At 70.6% G+C, this 19268-nt stretch carries 11 protein-coding genes and 2 pseudogenes; 10 read left to right on the top strand and 3 right to left on the bottom strand.

Annotated elements, in window-relative coordinates; translation table 11 throughout:
• The first annotated feature begins 10 nt into the window (after positions 1-10).
• The 5 genes from OG453_RS42240 (at position 11) to OG453_RS42220 (ending at position 9511) form a co-directional block, all read left to right on the top strand.
• Positions 11-1219 (top strand): hypothetical protein, encoded by a 1209-nt coding sequence (locus OG453_RS42240; protein WP_266874099.1) that lies wholly within the window; start codon positions 11-13, stop codon positions 1217-1219.
• A gap of 65 nt (positions 1220-1284) precedes the next feature.
• Positions 1285-1875: a hypothetical protein gene (locus tag OG453_RS42235; RefSeq protein ID WP_266874098.1), complete on the top strand. Its 591-nt coding sequence runs from the start codon at positions 1285-1287 to the stop codon at positions 1873-1875.
• A 43-nt stretch (positions 1876-1918) separates the two neighbouring features.
• Positions 1919-3967: a hypothetical protein gene (locus tag OG453_RS42230; RefSeq protein WP_266874097.1), complete on the top strand. Its 2049-nt coding sequence runs from the start codon at positions 1919-1921 to the stop codon at positions 3965-3967.
• Position 3968: 1 nt separating this feature from the next.
• Positions 3969-6161: an ATP-binding protein gene (locus tag OG453_RS42225; protein WP_266874096.1), complete on the top strand. Its 2193-nt coding sequence runs from the start codon at positions 3969-3971 to the stop codon at positions 6159-6161.
• Positions 6162-7120: 959 nt separating this feature from the next.
• Positions 7121-9511, top strand: coding sequence for a DNA/RNA non-specific endonuclease (locus tag OG453_RS42220; protein WP_266874095.1), 2391 nt, complete (start codon positions 7121-7123; stop codon positions 9509-9511).
• 2 nt (positions 9512-9513) lie between these two features.
• Here OG453_RS42220 and OG453_RS42215 read toward each other — a convergent pair whose 3' ends face one another.
• From OG453_RS42215 to OG453_RS42205, 3 genes and pseudogenes are all read right to left on the bottom strand, one after another.
• Positions 9514-12261: a helix-turn-helix transcriptional regulator gene (locus tag OG453_RS42215; protein WP_266874094.1), complete on the bottom strand. Its 2748-nt coding sequence runs from the start codon at positions 12259-12261 to the stop codon at positions 9514-9516.
• A 421-nt stretch (positions 12262-12682) separates the two neighbouring features.
• Positions 12683-13084, bottom strand: a complete 402-nt coding sequence (locus tag OG453_RS42210) for a hypothetical protein (RefSeq protein ID WP_266874093.1) — start codon at positions 13082-13084, stop codon at positions 12683-12685.
• A gap of 262 nt (positions 13085-13346) precedes the next feature.
• Positions 13347-13721, bottom strand: a pseudogene (locus OG453_RS42205) (IS5/IS1182 family transposase); the annotation flags it as partial.
• 347 nt (positions 13722-14068) lie between these two features.
• Between OG453_RS42205 and OG453_RS42200 the strand changes: the two are divergent.
• The 5 genes and pseudogenes from OG453_RS42200 to OG453_RS42180 all read left to right on the top strand — a co-directional run.
• Positions 14069-14701, top strand: a pseudogene (locus OG453_RS42200) (ATP-binding cassette domain-containing protein); the annotation flags it as partial.
• Positions 14702-14787: 86 nt separating this feature from the next.
• Positions 14788-15606: an ABC transporter permease gene (locus OG453_RS42195; RefSeq protein WP_266874092.1), complete on the top strand. Its 819-nt coding sequence runs from the start codon at positions 14788-14790 to the stop codon at positions 15604-15606.
• Between the two features lie 16 nt (positions 15607-15622).
• Complete coding sequence (locus OG453_RS42190) at positions 15623-17014, top strand: sensor histidine kinase (protein WP_266874091.1); 1392 nt, start codon at positions 15623-15625, stop codon at positions 17012-17014.
• 12 nt (positions 17015-17026) lie between these two features.
• Positions 17027-17671, top strand: coding sequence for a response regulator transcription factor (locus OG453_RS42185; RefSeq protein WP_266874090.1), 645 nt, complete (start codon positions 17027-17029; stop codon positions 17669-17671).
• 170 nt (positions 17672-17841) lie between these two features.
• The gene (locus OG453_RS42180) at positions 17842-19263 is read left to right on the top strand and encodes a PP2C family protein-serine/threonine phosphatase (RefSeq protein WP_266874089.1); all 1422 of its coding nucleotides are present in this window, start codon (positions 17842-17844) and stop codon (positions 19261-19263) included.
• Positions 19264-19268 lie beyond the last annotated feature (5 nt).

Here is a 19268-nt window from a genome sequence, read left to right as displayed (position 1 = left end):
GGAGCGGACCATGCCCGCACCCCTGCGGCCAGAATTCCACGAGGGCCAGGTCCTGGCCGCTGACGACCTGTCAGCCGTGGTGCGTTACGAACGCGACGCCGCTGCGCGCCACCACCGGCACCTGCACACCTGGGGGATCGCATCGGGCCTCGAGGTGACGGTCCGCGCGCGGGCCGGTTCCGACGTCTACAAGACGGTCATCGTCGCCAGCGGCACGCTCGTCGACCCGTCGGGCCGGGAGATCGTGGTGCCCGCCCCTGTGGAACTCTCCACTCCCGACCAGGGGTTCGTGATCGCCGACCCGGACGACGACTCCCCCCGCCCGCTCCTGCTCATGTGGAGCGACCAGGCCGCCACGGGTGGCGCCGCCGTGTTCTCCGGCGGCTGCTCCTCGGACGGTGCCGCCGCCCGTACCTCGGAGGGCTTCCTCCTCGTGGTCGGCGCCCCCGGCGACGAGCTCGACCTCGGCGAACAGCAGCCGCCCGCGCCCGACGCCGGACCCGACCGGCTGAGCGGCGGCGACCGCGGCCGGGTGCTGCTCTCCTTCGTCACTTGGGTCGGCGGGCAGGACGGCGGCTTCACCGCGGTACTGCCTCGGGCGAACGGGGTCGGCCGACGCTACGCGGGCGTCCTCGCCGACCGGGTGTCCGCGCGCGGCGGCACGCTGGAACTGGCGGCCGAGTGCCGTCCGGTGGCCGGGAAGGTGGGGGTCAGGATCGGCGGCGCGGACGGCAGCCTGGACATCGGCCGGTTCACCGCGGCCGGTGCTCTCGCCCCGGCGTTGCGCGTCCTCGGCGACGGCAGCACTCAGATCCACGGCGATGTGAAGGTCACGGGGGGCCTGGCCGTCACCGGCGTCGTGGACAGCCCTCTAGTCAGCGGCAGCGTCCTCGTCCAGTCCGGGACGGCGACGCACGGCGTCATCCTGCCGCTGCCCGATCCGGTGACGGCCGATCAGGTGGAGTCGGGCGAGATGGCTCTGCACATCTGCGTGACGCCGAGGCTCCAGACGTACGGAGCCCCCACCGAAGGCGGTGTCGAGGTATCCGGCTTCGGCGCGCTGCCCGTGGTGCTGCGCTGCGAGGTGGACTCCCGGCGCCGGTTGAGCTGTCTGATCGCCTGGTACGGCGGGTTCGGCCCGAGCCGGACGCTCGGCGGTCCGACCGTACTGCCGGGCGCTGTCGACTACTTCGTCCTGGCCACACGCCCGGCCGACTGATCCGGCCGGGCCCTCATTAGCGTCATCCACGCCCGTGCGTACGGCAGTGTCGAGGGAGAGCAGTCATGGCAATCGCGATACCGGCCCCATCGGCGGGGCAACCGGCGAAAGTGGCCGTCACGGTCGTCCACCTCCAGCACACCGGCCATGTGCTCGCGGCACTCTCCCGGGCAGCCACCGCTCCCCCGTCCTCCGTTGGACAACTGACTGGAAGCGTCTTTCCATTGGCCGAACCGGGAGCGTCCGGGCTCGTCCTGGTCCCGGCCGAGCTCCTCACAGCCGCGGAGCTCAGTGCGCCGCCCGCCATCCTGACCGCGTTCTGGCGCTGGTACGTGGACACCGGCGGCAAGCCGGTCGCCGCCCCGGCGACGCCGGAGCCAAAGCCGGTCACCGGCACCGCCCCCACCGTCCAGCTCAACGCCGGATCACTCAGCGTCAGCTCCGCGGGCGACGGCAAGGCCCCCGTCCTCGCCCTGGTCCACCCGACCGGCCATTGGGGCACCGGCACCACGACCAGTCTGCAGATCCGCGCCACCCTCGACGCAAACGGTGTGGCCCAACTGGGCAATGGCGCCGTCACGCTGACGGACGAGGCCCTGGTCTTCGTCCGGGGACGACCAGTGGTCAAGTACGCACCGGCGCCTGTCATCAACTGACGCACAGTCACGTACGACCACGTCAGGACGGAGGCGCGACCGCATGACGACATTTCCCACTGGGCCGACAATCGACGACGGCGGACTCCTCACCGCACTCGGCGGCTGCACCGTACTCGACTGCCGCGTGCGCGTGGTCAGGACCGACGGGTGGAGCTGGGGGCCGGAAGCGTCCGAACTGGCCCGCGGTGCCGTCGCGATGCTTTCCCGCCTGCTGGAGACGTATCTCGCCGGGGCACTGCACCGAGGCCTGCCCCTCCCCCTGTCCGGCACCGGGCAGCTCCCGTTCCCGCGTCCAGGCCTCGTGCCGCAGGACATCGAGGTGACCGTCCCCGTGCACATACGGTCCTCCGCCACGCTCGACGAGTTCCATGTGGCGGCCGCGCTCGCGGCGGACCAGAGCGGTACGTCAGGATCCCGTCCCGACGCGGCGGAGCTCCTGCGCCGCGGGCACGCGAGCCCAGCGGTCCTGGGTGTCATGTCGCCCGCCCATGCCGCCGGATCAGAACCCGGTGCCGAACGAGGTACGCCTACCGACGCCGATGCCGGCGCACCACCCAGGTCTGGACCCCTCGTGCCGCCCGCGCCGTCAGTCTTCGACCGTGACCGCGTGCTGGTCGGCCTCCTCAACGAGGCTTGCGCGTGCGGGGCGTTCGACACCGTACTGGCCGGGCTTCCACACGACGCGCTGCTGCTCCTGCTGAGCGCCCTCGACGCGGCGGCGAGCCGCACCGCGCCCGAGTCCGGCCCGCAGAGGGACCCGGAAACTCCGGTCCCTGGTACGTCCGGAGCCTCCCCCAGGGCGACCGACGGTTCCGGGCATCCCGACCCGGGCGACCTCGCCGTCGCCCTCCTGGCCGCCCTGCACCGCATGCCGCACGAGCGGACGGACATCACGCGCGCGGCCACCGGCCTCGAGATCGACCCGCGCACTGCACAGTCCGACCACCCTGCGCCGATCGTCGGCCGGTCACAGGAACACCAGGCAGGTTCGGCGCCGTCCCCGGGCCGCGCACAGCAACACCACACCGGCCCCGCGTCCGGCACGGTCACCGACACCGACCGTGTGCTCCCCTTCCTGCTGCTGCCACCGCTCCATGACCGCTGCTATCTGGAGGCGCTGGCCGCCGTCCTCACCGGTGGTGGCGCGCAGGCCGCCGACGGAGCGGCCTTCGCCGGCTGCCTCGCGCACAAGGTGCTGCCGCCGCCCGCGCACGGCTGGCTGCGCTCATCGCAGGACGCGCACGCGGTCGCCGTCTTCGCGGGCACAGCGCCGACAGAACCCGGCACTGGCGCCACCGCACCGGATCTCGAACGGCGCATCGGCCCGCTCCTGGCCCTGCTCGACACCAGGCTCGGACTCCAGGCAGCCCAAGGGCACACGGCCACCAGCCCTTTGCTGCTGCGCGTGGTGGCCCCGGACCGGCTGCTCCTGCTGGACGTCGACGGTCTATACCCGGTGTGGGAGGCGCAGCAGCCTGCGGAACTGCTGCGGCCATGGGAACTGGCCGGAACACCCGTCGTCCTGCTGCCCGCCCGGGCCGACGTCCCCACGGCCGCCGGTCTTACGCTCGCTCTGGACGAGCTCGGCATGGGCTTCGTGACCGACCTGCCGCCCGCCCGGGGCGAGCGATTGAGACGAGTGCCGGGCCCGCGCCGGTGCTGGACCAACATCGGCGCACCGATTCACTCCCGCTCAAGGCCGGACGACGACGCGCTGGTCGGGGCCGCCCGGCGGCTCACGTACGAGGCATCCCGCGCCGCCCGGTTCGACGAGGCGCTGATCGAGCTGCGCCCGGCCGTCCGCGCCGGGCAGGCCCCCGCGGTCGAACGCACGACGACGCTGGCCGCCGCGGTCGCACTGGCGGATCTCGCCTGGACACTCTGGTCGGAACACGAAGCCGCCGACCCCGTGTACGCCCTCGAGCGCTTCGCCGACCTGGGGGCTCGCGTGGCATTCCACGACAGCACCGTAGAGGTACGTCTGCCGCTGGGCGCCCGCCATGCCGATCTCTACCGGCACCGGCTGCTCGCCGACGTGCCGGACGTGCCGTGGTTCGGCGGCCGCACCGTCGTCTTCACAGGAGGGTGACATGCAGACCCGATCAGCCGCCGCGGCAGCCCATTTGGCCCTTCGCTATGGCGCCGTCCACCGTGCGCTGCGGGCAGCCGCGGCCCGGCGCGCGAAGCGTTCCGCGCTGCTCGCCGGGGCCGAGCTGTCCCCGTACTGCGTCACCGACGAGCAGGCCGGTCTGCTCCTCGACGTCACCGACCCCGCCGTCGTGCACCCGTTGTCCCAGCCCGTCGAGCCGCCTGCCGCACAGACGCGGGCGGAGCACGAACTCCGCCGCCGGGCCGCCGCAGAGGGGATCTCACTGCCACTGGACGCTCTGGCCCGTGCGGCCGACCTCGACTCCTTCGAGTGCGATGCGCTGCTGCTGTGCCTCGCACCGGCGCTCGCACCCGAGCACTCCCTGCTGTTCGGCTACCTCCTTGACGATCTCGACCAGCGGCGCCCCACAGCCGAGTTGATCCTCACTGTCCTGGCGCCCTCGCCCACCGAGCGGTGCAACCGGCTGCCCGCGCTGGGACCGTACGGGCGGCTGCGCCGCTTCGGACTGCTGATCCAGGACGGCGACCCGGAATCGTACGGCGGGCCGGAGCCCTCCGGAGCCGATCTGCTGCGCTCGCTGCACGTCCGCCCCGAACTGCCCGCGTTCCTGCTGCACGGCCTCGGCGATCCCGGACTCCTAGTGCACGACCCGGGCGGGATGCTCGCGCCTCTCCCCGGACTGCTCGACGGGCCGACGCGCCAGCGCATCGAGCGGCTGGCTGCCCATCTGAGGGCGCACCCCGCGGGAATCGCCGCTCTGTGGGGGCTGCCGGACGGCAGCCAGGCCGACGCGGCGTACGCCGTGGCCGAGCGGGCTGGGCTGGCGCTTCGGCACGCGCCGGACCTGGAGATGTGCCGGACCCCCAACGAAGTGCGGGCCGCCACAGGGCGCGCCCTGGCGGCGGCGGCCGCCCTCGGCACGGGGCTGTGGCTGCCCTCCGACCGATTCCACGACCCCGACGCGCGATGGGCCGCGGCATCGGTCTGCGACATCCTGACCCGGTCGGGCACCCCGGTCGTCCTGACCGGGCAGACGCCGTGGCGCCCCCTCGGTCTGCTCTCCTCGGGCCGCTACGCGGAGGAGTCCGCTGCCGAGCCCGGCTACCAGGAACGCCGCGACCTCTGGAGCACAGCCACCGCCAGCGCCGCAACCGAGGCGGGCCCGGCTCCTCATGTCCTCGACGACCTGGCCGCCCGCTTCCGGCTGTCGCCCGCCCAACTGCGCGCAGCCGTACGGCTCGCCGCGTCCGGCGGCATGTCGCTGGACGCAGCCGTCGCCCGCGTCCTGGCCGCCCTGCCGGGCCGTATCGCCGATGTCCGCACACCCGCCCGTGGCGCTCCGGATCTCGTGCTCCCCGCGGAGCAGGCGCGGCAGATCAGCGAGCTCGCCGCCGCGTTCCGGGCCTGGCCCAAAGTCTCCCAGGAGTGGGGCTTCGGTGGGCAGCACGGCGGCCCCGGCCTGAAGGCCCTGTTCACCGGCGAGCCCGGCACCGGCAAGAGCCTCGCCGCCGAGGTGGTCGCCGCCATCCTCGGAGTGGATCTGGTCAGGGTCGATCTCGCACAGACCGTCTCCAAATGGGTCGGCGAGACCGAGAAGAACCTCGACGAGGCCTTCAGCCACGCGGAAGCAGCGAACGCACTGTTGCTCTTCGACGAGGCCGACGCCGTGTTCGGCAAGCGGGGCACGGTGAGCCGCGGCACCGACCGCTACGCCAATCTCGAGGTCGGCTATCTGCTGCAACGCCTGGAGCACAGCCCGGCGTTGGTCGTTCTCACCACCAACCTGCAAGGCAATCTGGACGAGGCCTTCACGCGCCGCTTCCAGTTCGTGGTGCACTTCACCCGGCCGGGCGAGCGGGAGCGAACCCGGCTGTGGCGTATGGCGTTTCCCCAACACGCCCCGCTGGACCCACAGTTAAGCCTGGCAGGGCTGGCGCGGCTCGATCTCACCGGTGCGGCCATCATGGCCACCGCCCGTGGCGCCGCACTGCTGGCGGCGGAGAGGGGCAGCCTGGTCATCGACCGAGACCATCTCGCCGAGGCGCTCACCCGCCAGTTCCGCCAGGAGTCGCGACTGCCCCGGTCCGGTGAACTCGACCTGGCGCTCGGTCCGTTACCCGTACGAGACTCCGGCACGCCTGCGGCGTCAGCGACCCCCTGCGTGCTGCCATGAGCGCCCCCGCGCGGACCGCTCCTACGCCTCCGCCCGCCGTGACCCAGGCGAGCACGCGACCCTCGCCCGGCAAGCTCAAAGCGCTGCGGAAACGCCCCGCCCCGGCGGCAGCCCGGACGACGGCTGCACCCGGGGCCGCTACCGAGAGCGGAAAAGCTGCCGCGGTGGCGGGAGCAAGGAGGTCCGCCAGCGCTCCGGCGAGCGTGCGCAGGGCCACCACCACGGCTCGGGCGAGCGTGCGCGGCCCCATGTCTGCTGCGGCGAAGGCACGAGGAGCCAACGGCAGCGCACCCGTCAGGCGCCCAGGCCCAGCACGGCCCGCCGTCGGCAACGCCGCCGCCGTGGCGCTCGCCGTCCAAGGCGAGGCGGCGTCCGACCGCACCCGGGGCGAGACTCCTGGGCGGGCCACCGTCGGCAAGAAGACCCCCGTGCCCGGGCTGCGCCGGATCGCCGCCCAAGTCACCGCGGGCAAGCGGGTGCTGACCCGGCACCCCGCGCCCGCCTCCGAGGCCGCGACCGCCCAGCGTGCGGCGGTGGCACCGCAGGGGGAGCGCACCGCGTACGCCGGTCTTGACCAGGCGGAGGCCATCGCCTCGACGCAACCTAAGCCCTTCGACCGGTCCGGCTTCATCGCGAGGTTCGAACAGCGCATCAAGGAGCAGCAACCGACGACTGCGGAAGACGCCAAGGCGCTCGCGGACCCGGACCGACGCGACGAACTCACCCCCAAGCTCTCAGGTGAGTTGCACGCCGCCGCAGATGCCACGTCGAGTGAGGTGCGGGAGACCGCAACGGCCCAGCCGGACCCGGCCCGCGTACCCGAGCGTCCCGCCATACCCCTGACGCCCGACCGGCCACCCCCCGTACCGGCCCCGCCCCATGCGGCGGACACCGTACCGGCCCCGGCGCCTGCCGCCGCGGTGGACCTTTCCGCCCACGCGTGCGGCACGACGGCCGCAATGGACAAAGCAGAGCTCACCGACGAAACTCTCCGGCGCGCCAACGAACCCACCTTCTCGACCGCCCTCCAGTCCAAGAAGGCCGCGGAGCAGGATTCCGCCGCGGCGCCGGACTCTTTCCGGGCCGAGGAGGCGGAGCAGCGGGCCGCGGCCGAGCAGCGGGCGGCCGGCGCGGGCAAGGTCGCGATGACCGCCATGGCCGGCGTACGGGCCAGCACAGGCAAGTCCGTGATGAGCGGCAAGCGAGCGGCCCAGGCACGTACCGAGGCCGATCGCGCCAAGGTCACGGCAGATCTGACCAAGATCTACGAGGAGACCAAGGACGACGTCAAGGCCGCGCTAGCGGACCTGGACGTCACCGTCCGCACGCTCTTCGACGAGCGGGCCGGGCAGGCCCGGAAGCGCTTCCTCGCCGCCTGCGAAACGAGCTGGTTGGACTTCTTCTCCGGCGACCCCGACTACGAGGCACACCAGGCCGTCTACACGGCCGAGATCTGGGGCGCGGTCAACGAGGTCGCCGACGTCGTCGAGAAGCGCGTCAACTACGCGCGGCAGCGGGCCGCGTTCGGCCGGTTCCGGATGGACGCCTACGTCGCGGGCCTGAAGCCCACGATGCGCGCCTTCGGGGAGGAGGCGGCCGCCGGATTCGCCGCACGGTACGACGAGTTGGAAGCGTCCATCGACGAGAAGGCGGACGCGATCGTCGACCAGCTCGCCGAGTCCTACGCGCAGGCGCAGGAGGCTACGAAGGCGGCCCTTGCGGCAGTGAAGCAGGCCAACAGGAGCCTGTGGGAGCGGGCCCGTGACGCGGTGGCCGGCGCGATCAAGATCCTGATCGGTCTGAAGGACCTGTTGGTCAGTGTGGTGAAACGAGCGGCCGGTGCGGCCGAACGGATCGTCAGGAGCCCGATCGTCTTCCTCGCCAATCTGGCCGCCTCGGTCAAGGCAGGGCTGACACAGTTCTTGCTGAATATCTCCAAGCATCTCTCGAAGGCCGTCAAGGACTGGCTGTTCGGCAATCTGGCCTCCACCGGGGTCGAGCTGCCGGAGCAGTGGGATCTGCGGGGCGTAGTCAAGTTGGCGCTGTCACTCTTCGGGATCAGCCGGGCCTTCATCCGCGCCGAGCTGCTCAAGCACATGCCCAAGCCGGTGCTAAACGCCGTGATCGGCGCGATCAGGATCATCGGGGTCGTCATGGAGAAGGGCACCGCGGGCCTGTGGGAGGAGATCAGGGAAAAGATTGGGGACCTGAAACAGCGGGCCTTCGACATGCTCAAGGACTTCGTCGCCGAGACCGTCGTCAAAGCGGGGATGAAATGGTTGCTGTCCCTGATCACTCCGGCCGGCGCCCTGATCAAGGCCGTCACGGCCATCTACGAGTTTGTCACCTTCCTGGTGGACAAGGCCCGTGCGCTCGCCGAATTCGTCAACGGCATCCTCGACACGCTAGAGGAGATCTGCAACGGCGTCTCCCAGAAGGTCGCCGACAAGATCGAGAGCTCCCTCGCCGGCGTCCTCCCGCTCGCCATCGACCTGTTCGCCCGCGTCCTGGGGCTCGGCGCGATCCCGGCCAGGATCAAGCGCATCCTGGAGAAGGTCGGGGCCCCGGTCCGCGGCTTCATCTCCAAGATGATCGCCATGGCCGCGGCGTACGGCAAGAAGCTCATGGCCGGCGGGAAGAAAGCCCTCGGCAAACTGATGGGCAAGAAAGACCGGCGTACGTCGGAGGAGAAGGAGCGCGATGTAACGGCTGGCGTCGAGCTCGGAGCCAGGACGGTCAACAAGCTGAAGGGAACCATCCTCGATGGGACGGTTCTCAAGGCCGCCCTACTTGCCATCCGGATCAGGTACCGACTCACTTCCCTCGAGCCGGTGGGGGACGGCGGCGTGTGGAGCGTGGAAGGAAGCCTGAATCCGAAGGGCAAGAAGAAGACCACCAAGAAGGCGAGAAAGGCCAAGCGTGAAGCAGAGGTCAAATACGGCGAACTGGATATGAAGCGCCCAACGTGGGCAAGGGCGAAGATCTCGGTGGATACGCTAGGCGGGGAAACCAAGCCAAGCTTCAACCCCATCGGCTGGGAGAGCAAGAAGGACCTCAATCGGTCTCATTTGATCGGCGCCAATCTCGGCGGCTCCAATGAGGAACGGAAGAACTTCGTCGCCCTGTATCGTCGCGCCAACCATCCCGGGATGACCACATACGAACGCGAGGTGAAAGGCAAGGCGTTAGAAGGAGAGGAACTGACGTACTGCGTCGAAGCCATCTACAAGAAGGATTTCCAACGGCTCACCAAAGCGACTCTGCGACCCATTTCGATGAATATGAAGGCCACCTGGGGAAAGAACAACAAGATACTCTTCGAGACCAACGTACCCAACAAGAAATCGTAACGTCACGCCCCGCCAACCGTGTCATAAGCCCGCGCCAACTCACTCCGCGACCGCACCCCCAACTTCCGGTAAACATTCCCGAGATGAAACTCCACAGTCTTCGGACTGAGGAAAAGCGCCGCCGCCGTCTCCTTGTTGGTGGCCCCGCCCGCCACCAACGCGGCGATACGCCCCTCCTGCTCGGTCAGCTGCCCGCAGCTCGTCCGGGCAGCCCGCGCACCCGCCGCCCGCAACTCGCTGCGGACCGCCTCCTCCCACGGGACGGCACCGAGCGCGGAGAAGACCGACAGCGCCTCCGCCAGGGCAACGCGCGCCTCCGGCGTACGTCCCGTACGGCGCAGCCACTGTCCATGGCAGAGCAGGGTCCGCGCACGTTCGAAGACGACCGCCCCCCGCGCATGCCACTCCAGGGCCTCGTGAAAGGCCGCCTCGACCGCACCGGGCGTGCCCCGCCCGTCGCTCTCAAGGAGCAGGGCACGACAGCGCGCACTCACCGCGAGCGCCCAGGACGGCCCCGCGCGCCGCATCTCGGCATCGAAGCAGCCGTGTTCGCGCTCCGCCTCCGCGATCCTCCCGCTACGCACGTAGGCCTCGATCAGGTTCGCCGCCCACGGGGCCACCGACGGGTCCTCGATCCCCGCCCTTTGGGCCAGGACACCGGCCCGCTCATAACCGGTCACCGCCTCTTGGTATTTGCCCGCTCCCAGCGCCAACAGGCCCTTGGCCACGGCGATCTGGCCCGGGACCAGTTCAAGGCCGTGTGCCCGCGCCACCCCAGAGGCACGAGCCAGTACCGCTCCGCACTCCACCACCCGGCCCTGCGCGGCCTCCAGCCGCCCGAGCGCCACAAGGCCCTGAGCCAACGAAGCGGTCTCCTGCCGGTGTTCGGCACATACGACGGCCGCTGTCGCGTCGGTGCGCGCTCCGGACCAGTCCCCCGTCCACAGCCGGATCCAGGCCCGGCAGCCGAGCGCGGCCGCCCGCCGTGCCACGCCCGCTCCCGCCTCGACGCCAGGCTGCTCCCCCAACACCCGGTCAAGGAGCATGCAGCCGGCCTCGTACTCCTCGAGCCACCCCAGCACTTCCGCCCGCCCCACCAGCGCCCCCGCGGCCTCGCCTGCCGACTGGGCCAGCAGGAGTTCGCGGGCCTGCGCGCGTTCGCCGCGCAAGGCCATGACCTGCGCGAGCTGGACGGCTGCCGCCTCCGCCAGGTCCCCGCCGCACAGCCGGGTCAGCCGGTACGCCTGCCAGGCACTGCCGAGCGCGGCACGGCTGTCGGCCGCGCACACCGCGGAATCGACTGCCTCCAACAGCAGTTGGGCCGCCTGGCCGGGCTCCCCGGTCAGCTGCCGGGCCGCATCACGGAAGGTTCGGTGCGCGGAAAAGGGGTGGCCGGTGGCACCGCGCTGGCGCGCCTGGATGACGCTCAGTTCGCGGCGCAGCGCCGGCTCGTGGGTGAGCGCCAACGCCCTGCCCAACAGCACCGGTACGTGTTCTGCGGCCCCGGCCCGCTGGCGACAGCCCGCCGCCAGGCCGAGAAGCCGAGCCGCTTCGTCGTGTCGGTCGGCGAAGCCCGCTGCACGCTCGTACAGCTCGGCGCATGTGTCCGGGTCGGTCTCTTCGGCCACGCTCGCCACCGCCTCGACGGCGTGGATCACGGCCTGGTCCGGGCCTATGTGCGCGGCAGTCAAGTGCCAGGCGGCGACGGGGCCTTCGAGGACCTGCGCGAGCATCCGGTGGACGGAGTGCCGCCGCGACATACAGGCGTCGTGGTAGGCGACAAGGCGCAGCCGCCGGTCGGCGAAGACCAGCCGTCCCCTGCGTATCTCGATCACGCCTTCCTCTTCCGCGGGCAGCAGCGCGTCAGGCGCGTGCCCGAGCAGCACCAGCGCGCGCTGCAAGTCGTCACTCGGACCGTCCCCCGCCGCGGCGGGCACCAGAAGGGCGGCACGGGCGGTATCGGGGAGCCGGGCAAGCCTGGGGAGATGAGTGTCTCGCAGCCGCTCACCGGGGGCGAGCGGGTCGTCGAGCGGCAGGTTCCCCGAACACTGGGCCGGCGTGAGGAGCGTCGGCAGTTCGGTGAGGGCAAGCGGATTGCCCTCCGCGACGGCGAGCAGCCGCTCGGCCACGAACCGTCGCAGCGGATGGGGAACGGACTGCTGGAGCAGGGCCCGCGCATCGGCAGGGTCCAGCGGCCCCAGCCTCAGCTCGGGTACACCGGTGACTGCCGGGCGGAGGGCTGACCGGACGGAGCGGCAGTGTTCGGCCGTGAGGACCATGGCGATCGGCTCTCCCGCGATCCGCCGGGCCACGAAGAGAAAAGCCTCCCTGGACGGAGTGTCCAGCAGGTGCACGTCGTCGATCGCGAGCAGGAGCGGACGCCGCGCGGCCGCGGCACCGAGCAGGCCGAGCGCCGCCGCACCGACCGCAAGCCCGGTGTCTCCTGGACGGTTCTGACCGGTGGCCAACAGGTAGCCCAGCAGCTCGCGTTGGGGTGCGGGCAGTCGCTGCAAATCACAGCGGTACGCCTGGACCACCTGGTGCAGACCCGCGTAACGCAGCCCTGACTCGGCGGCGGTACATACGACGTACGCCGACTGGACGGTGTCGTCAAGGGTGGCGATCTCGCGGAGCAAGGTGGTCCGCCCCAGCCCCGGCTCTCCGACAATGAACAGCGCACCGCCACACCCGGATGCCGTGGCACGGATCAGCCGAGCCAGTGCGGCAGTTTCCGTGATCCTACCGAGCATGCTGCGCGCGACAGGCCCGGAGGACAGACGTGAGGCCCCACGTCTCCGGTGCCGCTCCCCCCTGCGCAAGTCTTGCACGCGACGGTCCGCCGGAACCGGAAGACACTGGCCATTCGCCTGGCCTCCCAGCACCTGCCGGGCGGTGGACGCGACCACGCAGCCGCGCGGAAGGGGTGGAGATTTTGGCACAGCCTGGGAGCCAGTAGTACGAGGTCCCCGTCGGGGCTCATGAGACGCCCCATCCGCACTAGGGCGTAACGATGAATATGCGGTACGTAGTTGGCTTGAACGAGATGTAGTGAGGTTTTTCCAACCTCACATTGATGCGTGGTTAGGGACAACGACCGCTTTCACAAGGTCCGTGACTTGCTTGTGGCCCTTGTGCTTGTCGGGGTAGTAAGGGGTGGAAGCGGCGGCCCGGTCAGTCGTCAACGCCGAGGTCGGCGCGCATGGACTTCCTCAGTGCCCCCACGGAGGGCCAGACCTCCCGGTGGAGATGCCTCTCCAGGTTGGCCAGTTCCCCCGCGTACCTGGAAGGTTCCGCGCCGTACCTCGCGAGGTCGCCGTATGCGTGGTTTAGGCGCTTCTTTGCCGCGCGGGAGGCGGCCAGCACGGCATTCGGGACGATCATCTGGGCTTCCGCGTAGCTGTCCCGATAGGTCATCCTGGCCGCCTCCAGACTCTCCAGGGCCGCGGCAACGCCCTCGTCGTGTTGCAGCGCGTGGAGGTAGTTCCCCATCTCCGTCAGATACTGGCGCGCGGCGGTATTCAATGTGATGTAGCAGGTGCGCCGCCGCTCAAGGCTCTCGCTCTGACTTTCCATACGCCTGGCACGATCCGCGCGGCTCTGTGTCAGCACCGCGGCGCCCAGCGTCCCCGCCACACCCACCACGGCGATCCACAACCCCGACCAACTGGCGTCCACAATGCCCCCGTGAGTCCTCACAACGTCACGCCTTCTAGGCCGCGGCGGAACTCTCGAACTCCCCAGACCGACGCCAGTAGCCGTGAAGCACGGTCTCATTCATCATGCCGGGCCAGCAGGTCCGGCATCACACGAACGCCCAGGAACTCGCCGGTTGTGATCAAGGGGTGGTTCGTGTGAGGCCGTTGATCCAGACCGTGGAGGCGCGCAGATGCAGTCCGGCGAGGTAGCTTTCGGGCCTCTTGTCGTAGCAGGTGGCGATGCCCCGCCCGGCTTTGGGTTTGTTGATCAGGCACTCGACAGTGTTCCTCTTCTTGTAGATGTCGGTGCCATGGCCGACGGGTCGGCCGCCCCTGCTGCCCTTCCTCTTTCGATGGGCGGCCTGGTCCTTCTCCTCCGGGATGACCACCTTGATCTGGCGTGTTCGCAGGTACGCGCGGTTGCCGCGGGACGAGTACGCCTTGCCCCCGGCGACCGCAGCGGGTCGGGTGCGCGGACGGCCGACCGGGCCGCGGACCCGCACCATCTTCAGCACGGTGAATTCCCGTGAACTCGTTCACGGTTCACCTCCAGCACGAGCACCCTCGCGGTGTTCCAGTCCCGGAACCCAGGGAGCCATCTCCCGCACTGCCGGGGGCACATCCCGTGCACATCCGCGCGGGAAATCCCGGGAACTCACGGGAAGAAAAGGGATATTCAGCGCCACGCCGCAGATACGCCGCCACGTTCTGCCTGGTCAGCGCACGCAAGGCCACCGCCCCGCCCCTGGGGGAAAACCCCCAGTACAGACGGAGGAAAGCCACGTTCCGGCGGGTCCTGTCGCAGACCTAACGTGAAGTTGTCCGGCCCCACCGGGTCTGCGTGTCTGCGGCAGGAGATGTGATGATCGAGGCTCAAGGTCTCACCAAGCGGTACGGCCCCACCGTCGCCGTCGACGCATTGAGTTTCGACGTGCGGCCCGGCGCCGTCACCGGGTTCCTCGGCCCCAATGGGTCGGGCAAGTCGACGACGATGCGCATGATCATGGGCCTGGACCGGCCCGACGCCGGGCAGGCCCGGATCAGTGGGCGTGCGTACGGCGAGTTGCGCTGGCCGATGCGTGAGGTCGGGGCGCTGCTTGAGGCTCGGACGTTCCATCCCGGGCGAAGCGCGGCGTCTCACCTGGCTGCGCTCGCGGCCGCCGGCGGCATCGCACGGTCCCGGGTCGGCGAGGTGCTCGACCAGGTGGGGCTCACCACCGTCGCGGGCCGCCGGGCGGGGACGTTCTCGCTGGGGATGGCACAACGGCTTGGTATCGCGGGGGCGTTGCTCGGGGATCCGGATGTGCTCCTCTTCGACGAGCCTGTCAACGGCCTCGATCCAGAAGGGGTGCGCTGGATCAGGGACTTGATGAAGTCCCTGGCCGGCGAGGGGCGGACGGTACTGCTCTCAAGTCACCTCATCAGTGAAATGGCGCTCACCGCCGATCACTTGGTGGTGATAGGCCAGGGCCGGCTGCTCGCCGACACCTCGGTGCGGGAGCTGACCGCGCAGGGCCGCTCGCTGGAGGAGGCCTTCTTCGCCCTCACCGGGGACAGCGCCGACTATCGAGGAGTTTCGTCATGAGCAGCCCTGTAAAGCCGTCGCATGCCCTGAAGCATGGCACCCGCTCGGCCCCTGAGGGATACGGGTTCCGCAACGCCGCCCGCATGGAGTGGATCAAGCTCCACAGTCTCCGGTCCACGTTCTGGGCGCTGCTTCTCGTGGTCGTCTCCATGGTGGCCATCGGCGTCGTGACGATGGCCAATACGAAGGCGCCGAGTGCCGACAAGGCGGCCGCCTTCGACCCTACGAACAACGTGCTGGCCGGTGTAGCGGTCGGGCAGCTCTTGATCGGCGTGCTGGGCGTTCTTGTCGTCACCGGTGAGTATTCGTCGGGGACGATCCGCTCGACCCTGGCGGCCATACCGAACCGGCGTCTGGTCCTTGCCGCGAAGGCGGCGGTCTACGGCGGGATCTCCCTCGCGGTGGGCGAGGCCGTCACGTTCGTGACCTTCTTCGCAGGGCGGGCCGCGCTGGGCGAGGGGCTGCCCGAGCCCGCGCTCAGCGATCCGGGGGTGCTGCGGGCGGTGCTCCTTTCGGGGGCGTATCTGGGGCTCATCGCCTTGATGGGCATCGGGATCGGCGCCATCACGCGGCACACCGCGAGCGCGATAGCCGTGCTCGTGTCGGTCACGTTCGTGCTGCCGGCGATCATCGGCGGGGCCTCGGGGACCACCGTGGCGAAGTTCTTCCCGACCATCATCGCCGGGAACTCCCTGGCCGTTTCCAAGCCCGTGGCCGACGTCCTCTCCCCCTGGGTGGGCTTCGCGGTGCTCTGCCTCTACACACTCCTCGTGCTCGGCGCGGGCCTGCGCTTGCTGGCACGCCGTGATGCCTGACGGGACACTGGACACCATGCACGTCACACCCCCGATGATCACGCCGGAGCGCCCCGCGCCAGCGGGTGGCGCGAGTAAGGCTCGCGCCCTCGGGCGCGCCGTCCTGCGCGCCCCCCTCACCCGGCGGGCATGGGCCGAGGCGGCGTACTGCCTGATCGGGTTCCCGCTCGGCCTCGCAGGTGGGGCGGTCCTCCTGGTGTTGCTCGCTCTGGGCGCGGGGTTCACGGTGTCGGTCGTGCTCTTCGTGGTCGGCGCGCTGCTGGTGATCGCGGGGCTCCAGCTGGCCCGAGCGCTGGGCCGGCTGCACCGTCGGCTGGCCGCGGGGCTGCTGGGCGAGGAGACCGAGTCGCCGCCGCCGCTGCGGCCCGATGGGAAATTCGTCAGCCGCATCGATGCCCGGCTGTGGGACGGGAACGGATGGCGGGCGGCGGCCTACACGCTGGCGAAGCTGCCGGTCAGTTGCCTCGGGGCGTACGCCGTCCTGTGGTGGGTGACGGGACTGGTGAGCCTGACCGCGCCGCTGCGGTGGGCGGTGTTCGGGCAGCGGCCCGCGGCGGGTGATCCGGAGGGCATGCCGGTGCTGTCCCCCATTCCCGCCGGCGGGCTGCATGTGGACACCTTCGCGGGCACCTTCTTCGCGGCCGCGGTCGGAGTGGCCGTCCTGCTGTGCGCGCCCTGGGTGACCCGGCTGGTGACGGAGACCGACCGCTGGCTGATCCGCTCGCTCCTCGGTCCTGGTCAACTCGCCGACCGGGTCCGTGACTTGGAGGAGACCCGGGCGCTCGCCGTGGATGACTCGGTGGCCCTGCTGCGGCGCGTCGAGCGCGATCTGCACGACGGAGCGCAGGTGCGGCTCGTCGCGGTGGCGATGAGTCTGGACATGGTCAGGCAGCGGCTGACCGAGTACGACGGTGATGACGGGGGCGCGCCGCTGGACGTCGGCCGTATTCGTCAACTGGTCGACGGTGCGCATCAGAACGCCACCGACGCGCTCACCGAACTGCGCGATCTGGCCCGCGGCATCCATCCGCCCGTGCTCGACGACGGGCTGCCCGACGCGCTCGCGACGCTGACCTCGCGCAGTGCCATTCCCGTCGACCTGGTCACGGAGGTGCCCGAGCGGCCGACGCCGGCGATCGAGACCATCGCGTACTTCTGTGCCGCCGAGTTGCTCACCAATGTCATCAAGCACAGCGGTGCGCGGCGGGCCGCGATCACGGTGGCTCAGTCGGACGGCCGGCTCTACCTCCAGGTCAGTGACGACGGGCAGGGCGGCGCGGAGATGGGGGCCGGGAGCGGACTGAGCGGGCTCGTCCAGCGCGTGCGTACGGTCGACGGCGGGATAGAAATCAAGAGCCCCGCGGGTGGGCCGACGGCGGTCACTGTCGATCTTCCCCTGCGTGCGTGAGAGCATGCGGCCATGCGCGTCGTGATCGCTGAGGATGCCGCGGTACTGCGGGAGTTGCTGGCCCAGATGCTCGCCGAGCGGGGGCATGAGATCTGCGCGGCCGTGGGGGACGCGGACGCCTTGCGCGCCGCGGTCGCCGAGCACCGCCCGGACGTCACGGTGACCGACATCCGGATGCCCCCGACCCACACGGACGAGGGGCTGCGCGCGGCCATCGACATCCGCCGCGATCACCCCGGCACGGGCGTTCTGCTCTTCTCGCAGTACGTCGAGACGAAGTACGCCACGCGGCTGCTCGCGGAGGGGTCGGCGGGGGTCGGCTATCTGCTCAAGGACCGGGTCGCCAATGTCGCGGAGTTCGCCGATGCCCTGGAGCGGGTGGGCGCGGGCGGCACGGCCCTGGACCCCGAGGTCGTCACGCAGTTGGCCGGTGCGGGACACCGCGCGGCCGAGCTCGCGCCGCTGACCGAGCGCGAGCGCGAGGTGCTCTCCCTGATGGCCGAGGGGCGGTCCAACGCGGCAATCGCGCAGAGCCTCGTCGTCTCGGCGGGCACCGTCGAGAAACATGTGGCCTCCGTCTTCGAGAAGCTAGGCCTGCCCGCGTCACATGACCACAACCGCCGCGTGCTGGCCGTCATCCGCTACTTGCGCGGCTGACGCAGGGGGTGTGCGGAATGTCGCCCACCCTATGGACATAGGCATATGCCGGATGCAACAACGCCTCGGGTGTTGCCAAATCCCTTACGAGCCCCCTCTCGCTGTGCGAAAGTCATTAGCGGTCCATCCCCCGTCCGTCTGGTCGCACCGCATCGTCAACGGAGCACCTCATGCCGTCCCATGTCTTCGCGGACCGCCCAGCCGCCCAGCCGCCCGAGCGTGGCTCGGTCGAAGCGCTGATCACGCAGACGCGTCGGCTCCGCGGCGAGGTCGACGCCGTACGCCGCGACGCCATGACCGACCACGGCGACCCCCAGGGACGCTGGCAGCGCGCCCTGTGCGACCTCGCGGTCCACCAGCTCAACGACCTGGACGACCACCTGGCGCAGTTGCGGGACGGGCCCGTCCAGCCGACGCCGGAGCCGTCGGCGCCGGCCATCCCCCCGCCGCTCGAACCGCAGCACGGTTCGCTGCTCAGCCGGGTCGGCAGCGCGGAGTGGAACCTCCTGAACGACGAGGCGAGTTGGTCCGGCGAGCTCTATCAGATCCTGGGCCGGGACCCGGACGCTCCCCCGCTCTCCCTGGACGAACTGCCCTCCCTGGTGCACGTCGACGACCAGCCGATGCTGACGGCCATGGTCACGGACTGCCTGATCGACGGTAAGCCGATCGACGGCGAGTTCCGGATCACGCGCCCCGACGGCGGCGTACGACAGGTGCACATGATGGGCGAGCCCGTGCTCGCCGCTGACGGCAGCACCGCCTCCATGTGGGCGGTCCTGCGGGACGTCAGCGAGCTGCGCCGCAGCCAGCGAGTGGTGCGCGAGACCCGTGACTCGCTGCAGCGCCAGCGGCACATCGCGCAGACAGAGCACCGGCTCGCGGTCGAACTGCAGGAGGCCGTGCTGCCGCCGTGGCGTGGCTCCCTGCGGTTCCCGCACGGCGGACCCGCGGCACTGGACCTCGCCGCGCACTACCTCCCCTCGTCGACGAGCGCACTGATCGGCGGTGACTGGTACGACGCCATGGAACTGCCCGACGGCCAGTACTTGTTGAGCGTCGGCGATCTCACCGGTCACGGCGTCACCGTCACCTCCGGCATGGCGATGCTGCTCGGCGCCGTGCGCGGCATGGCGGTCGCCGGGGTGCGCCCCGGTCAACTGATGGGCTGGCTCAACCAGTTACTGGACACCACCGCCCAACCGGCCCTGGGCAGCGCGGTCTGCTGCCAGTACTCCCCCGCGACGGGCACGCTGTCCTGGGCGCAGGCGGGACACCCCGCCCCGCTGCTGTTCCGCGACGGGACGGGGCGCACGCTGACACCACCGGACGGCGTGATCCTCGGGGCGACCTCCGGCGCCACCTACGAGCAGGCCGAAGAGCAACTCCGGCCGGGCGACGTGCTGTTGCTGCACACCGACGGCCTTGTTCCCCGGCGCGCCAGGGACGCGGCGACCAGCAGGCTGCTGGCCCTCGCACCCCGCTTCACCGACACACGCGGCGCACAGGACTGCGTACGGACGATCGTCGAGGAGTTCGGCGTGGCCCCACGCGAGGACGACGCCTGCCTGTTGGTCGCACGGGTCAACTAGGACCA

Source organism: Streptomyces sp. NBC_01381, assembly GCF_026340305.1.
Taxonomy (GTDB): domain Bacteria; phylum Actinomycetota; class Actinomycetes; order Streptomycetales; family Streptomycetaceae; genus Streptomyces.
The sequence above is the reverse complement of the archived record's forward strand: the minus strand, read 5'-3'. Positions and strand labels throughout refer to the sequence as shown.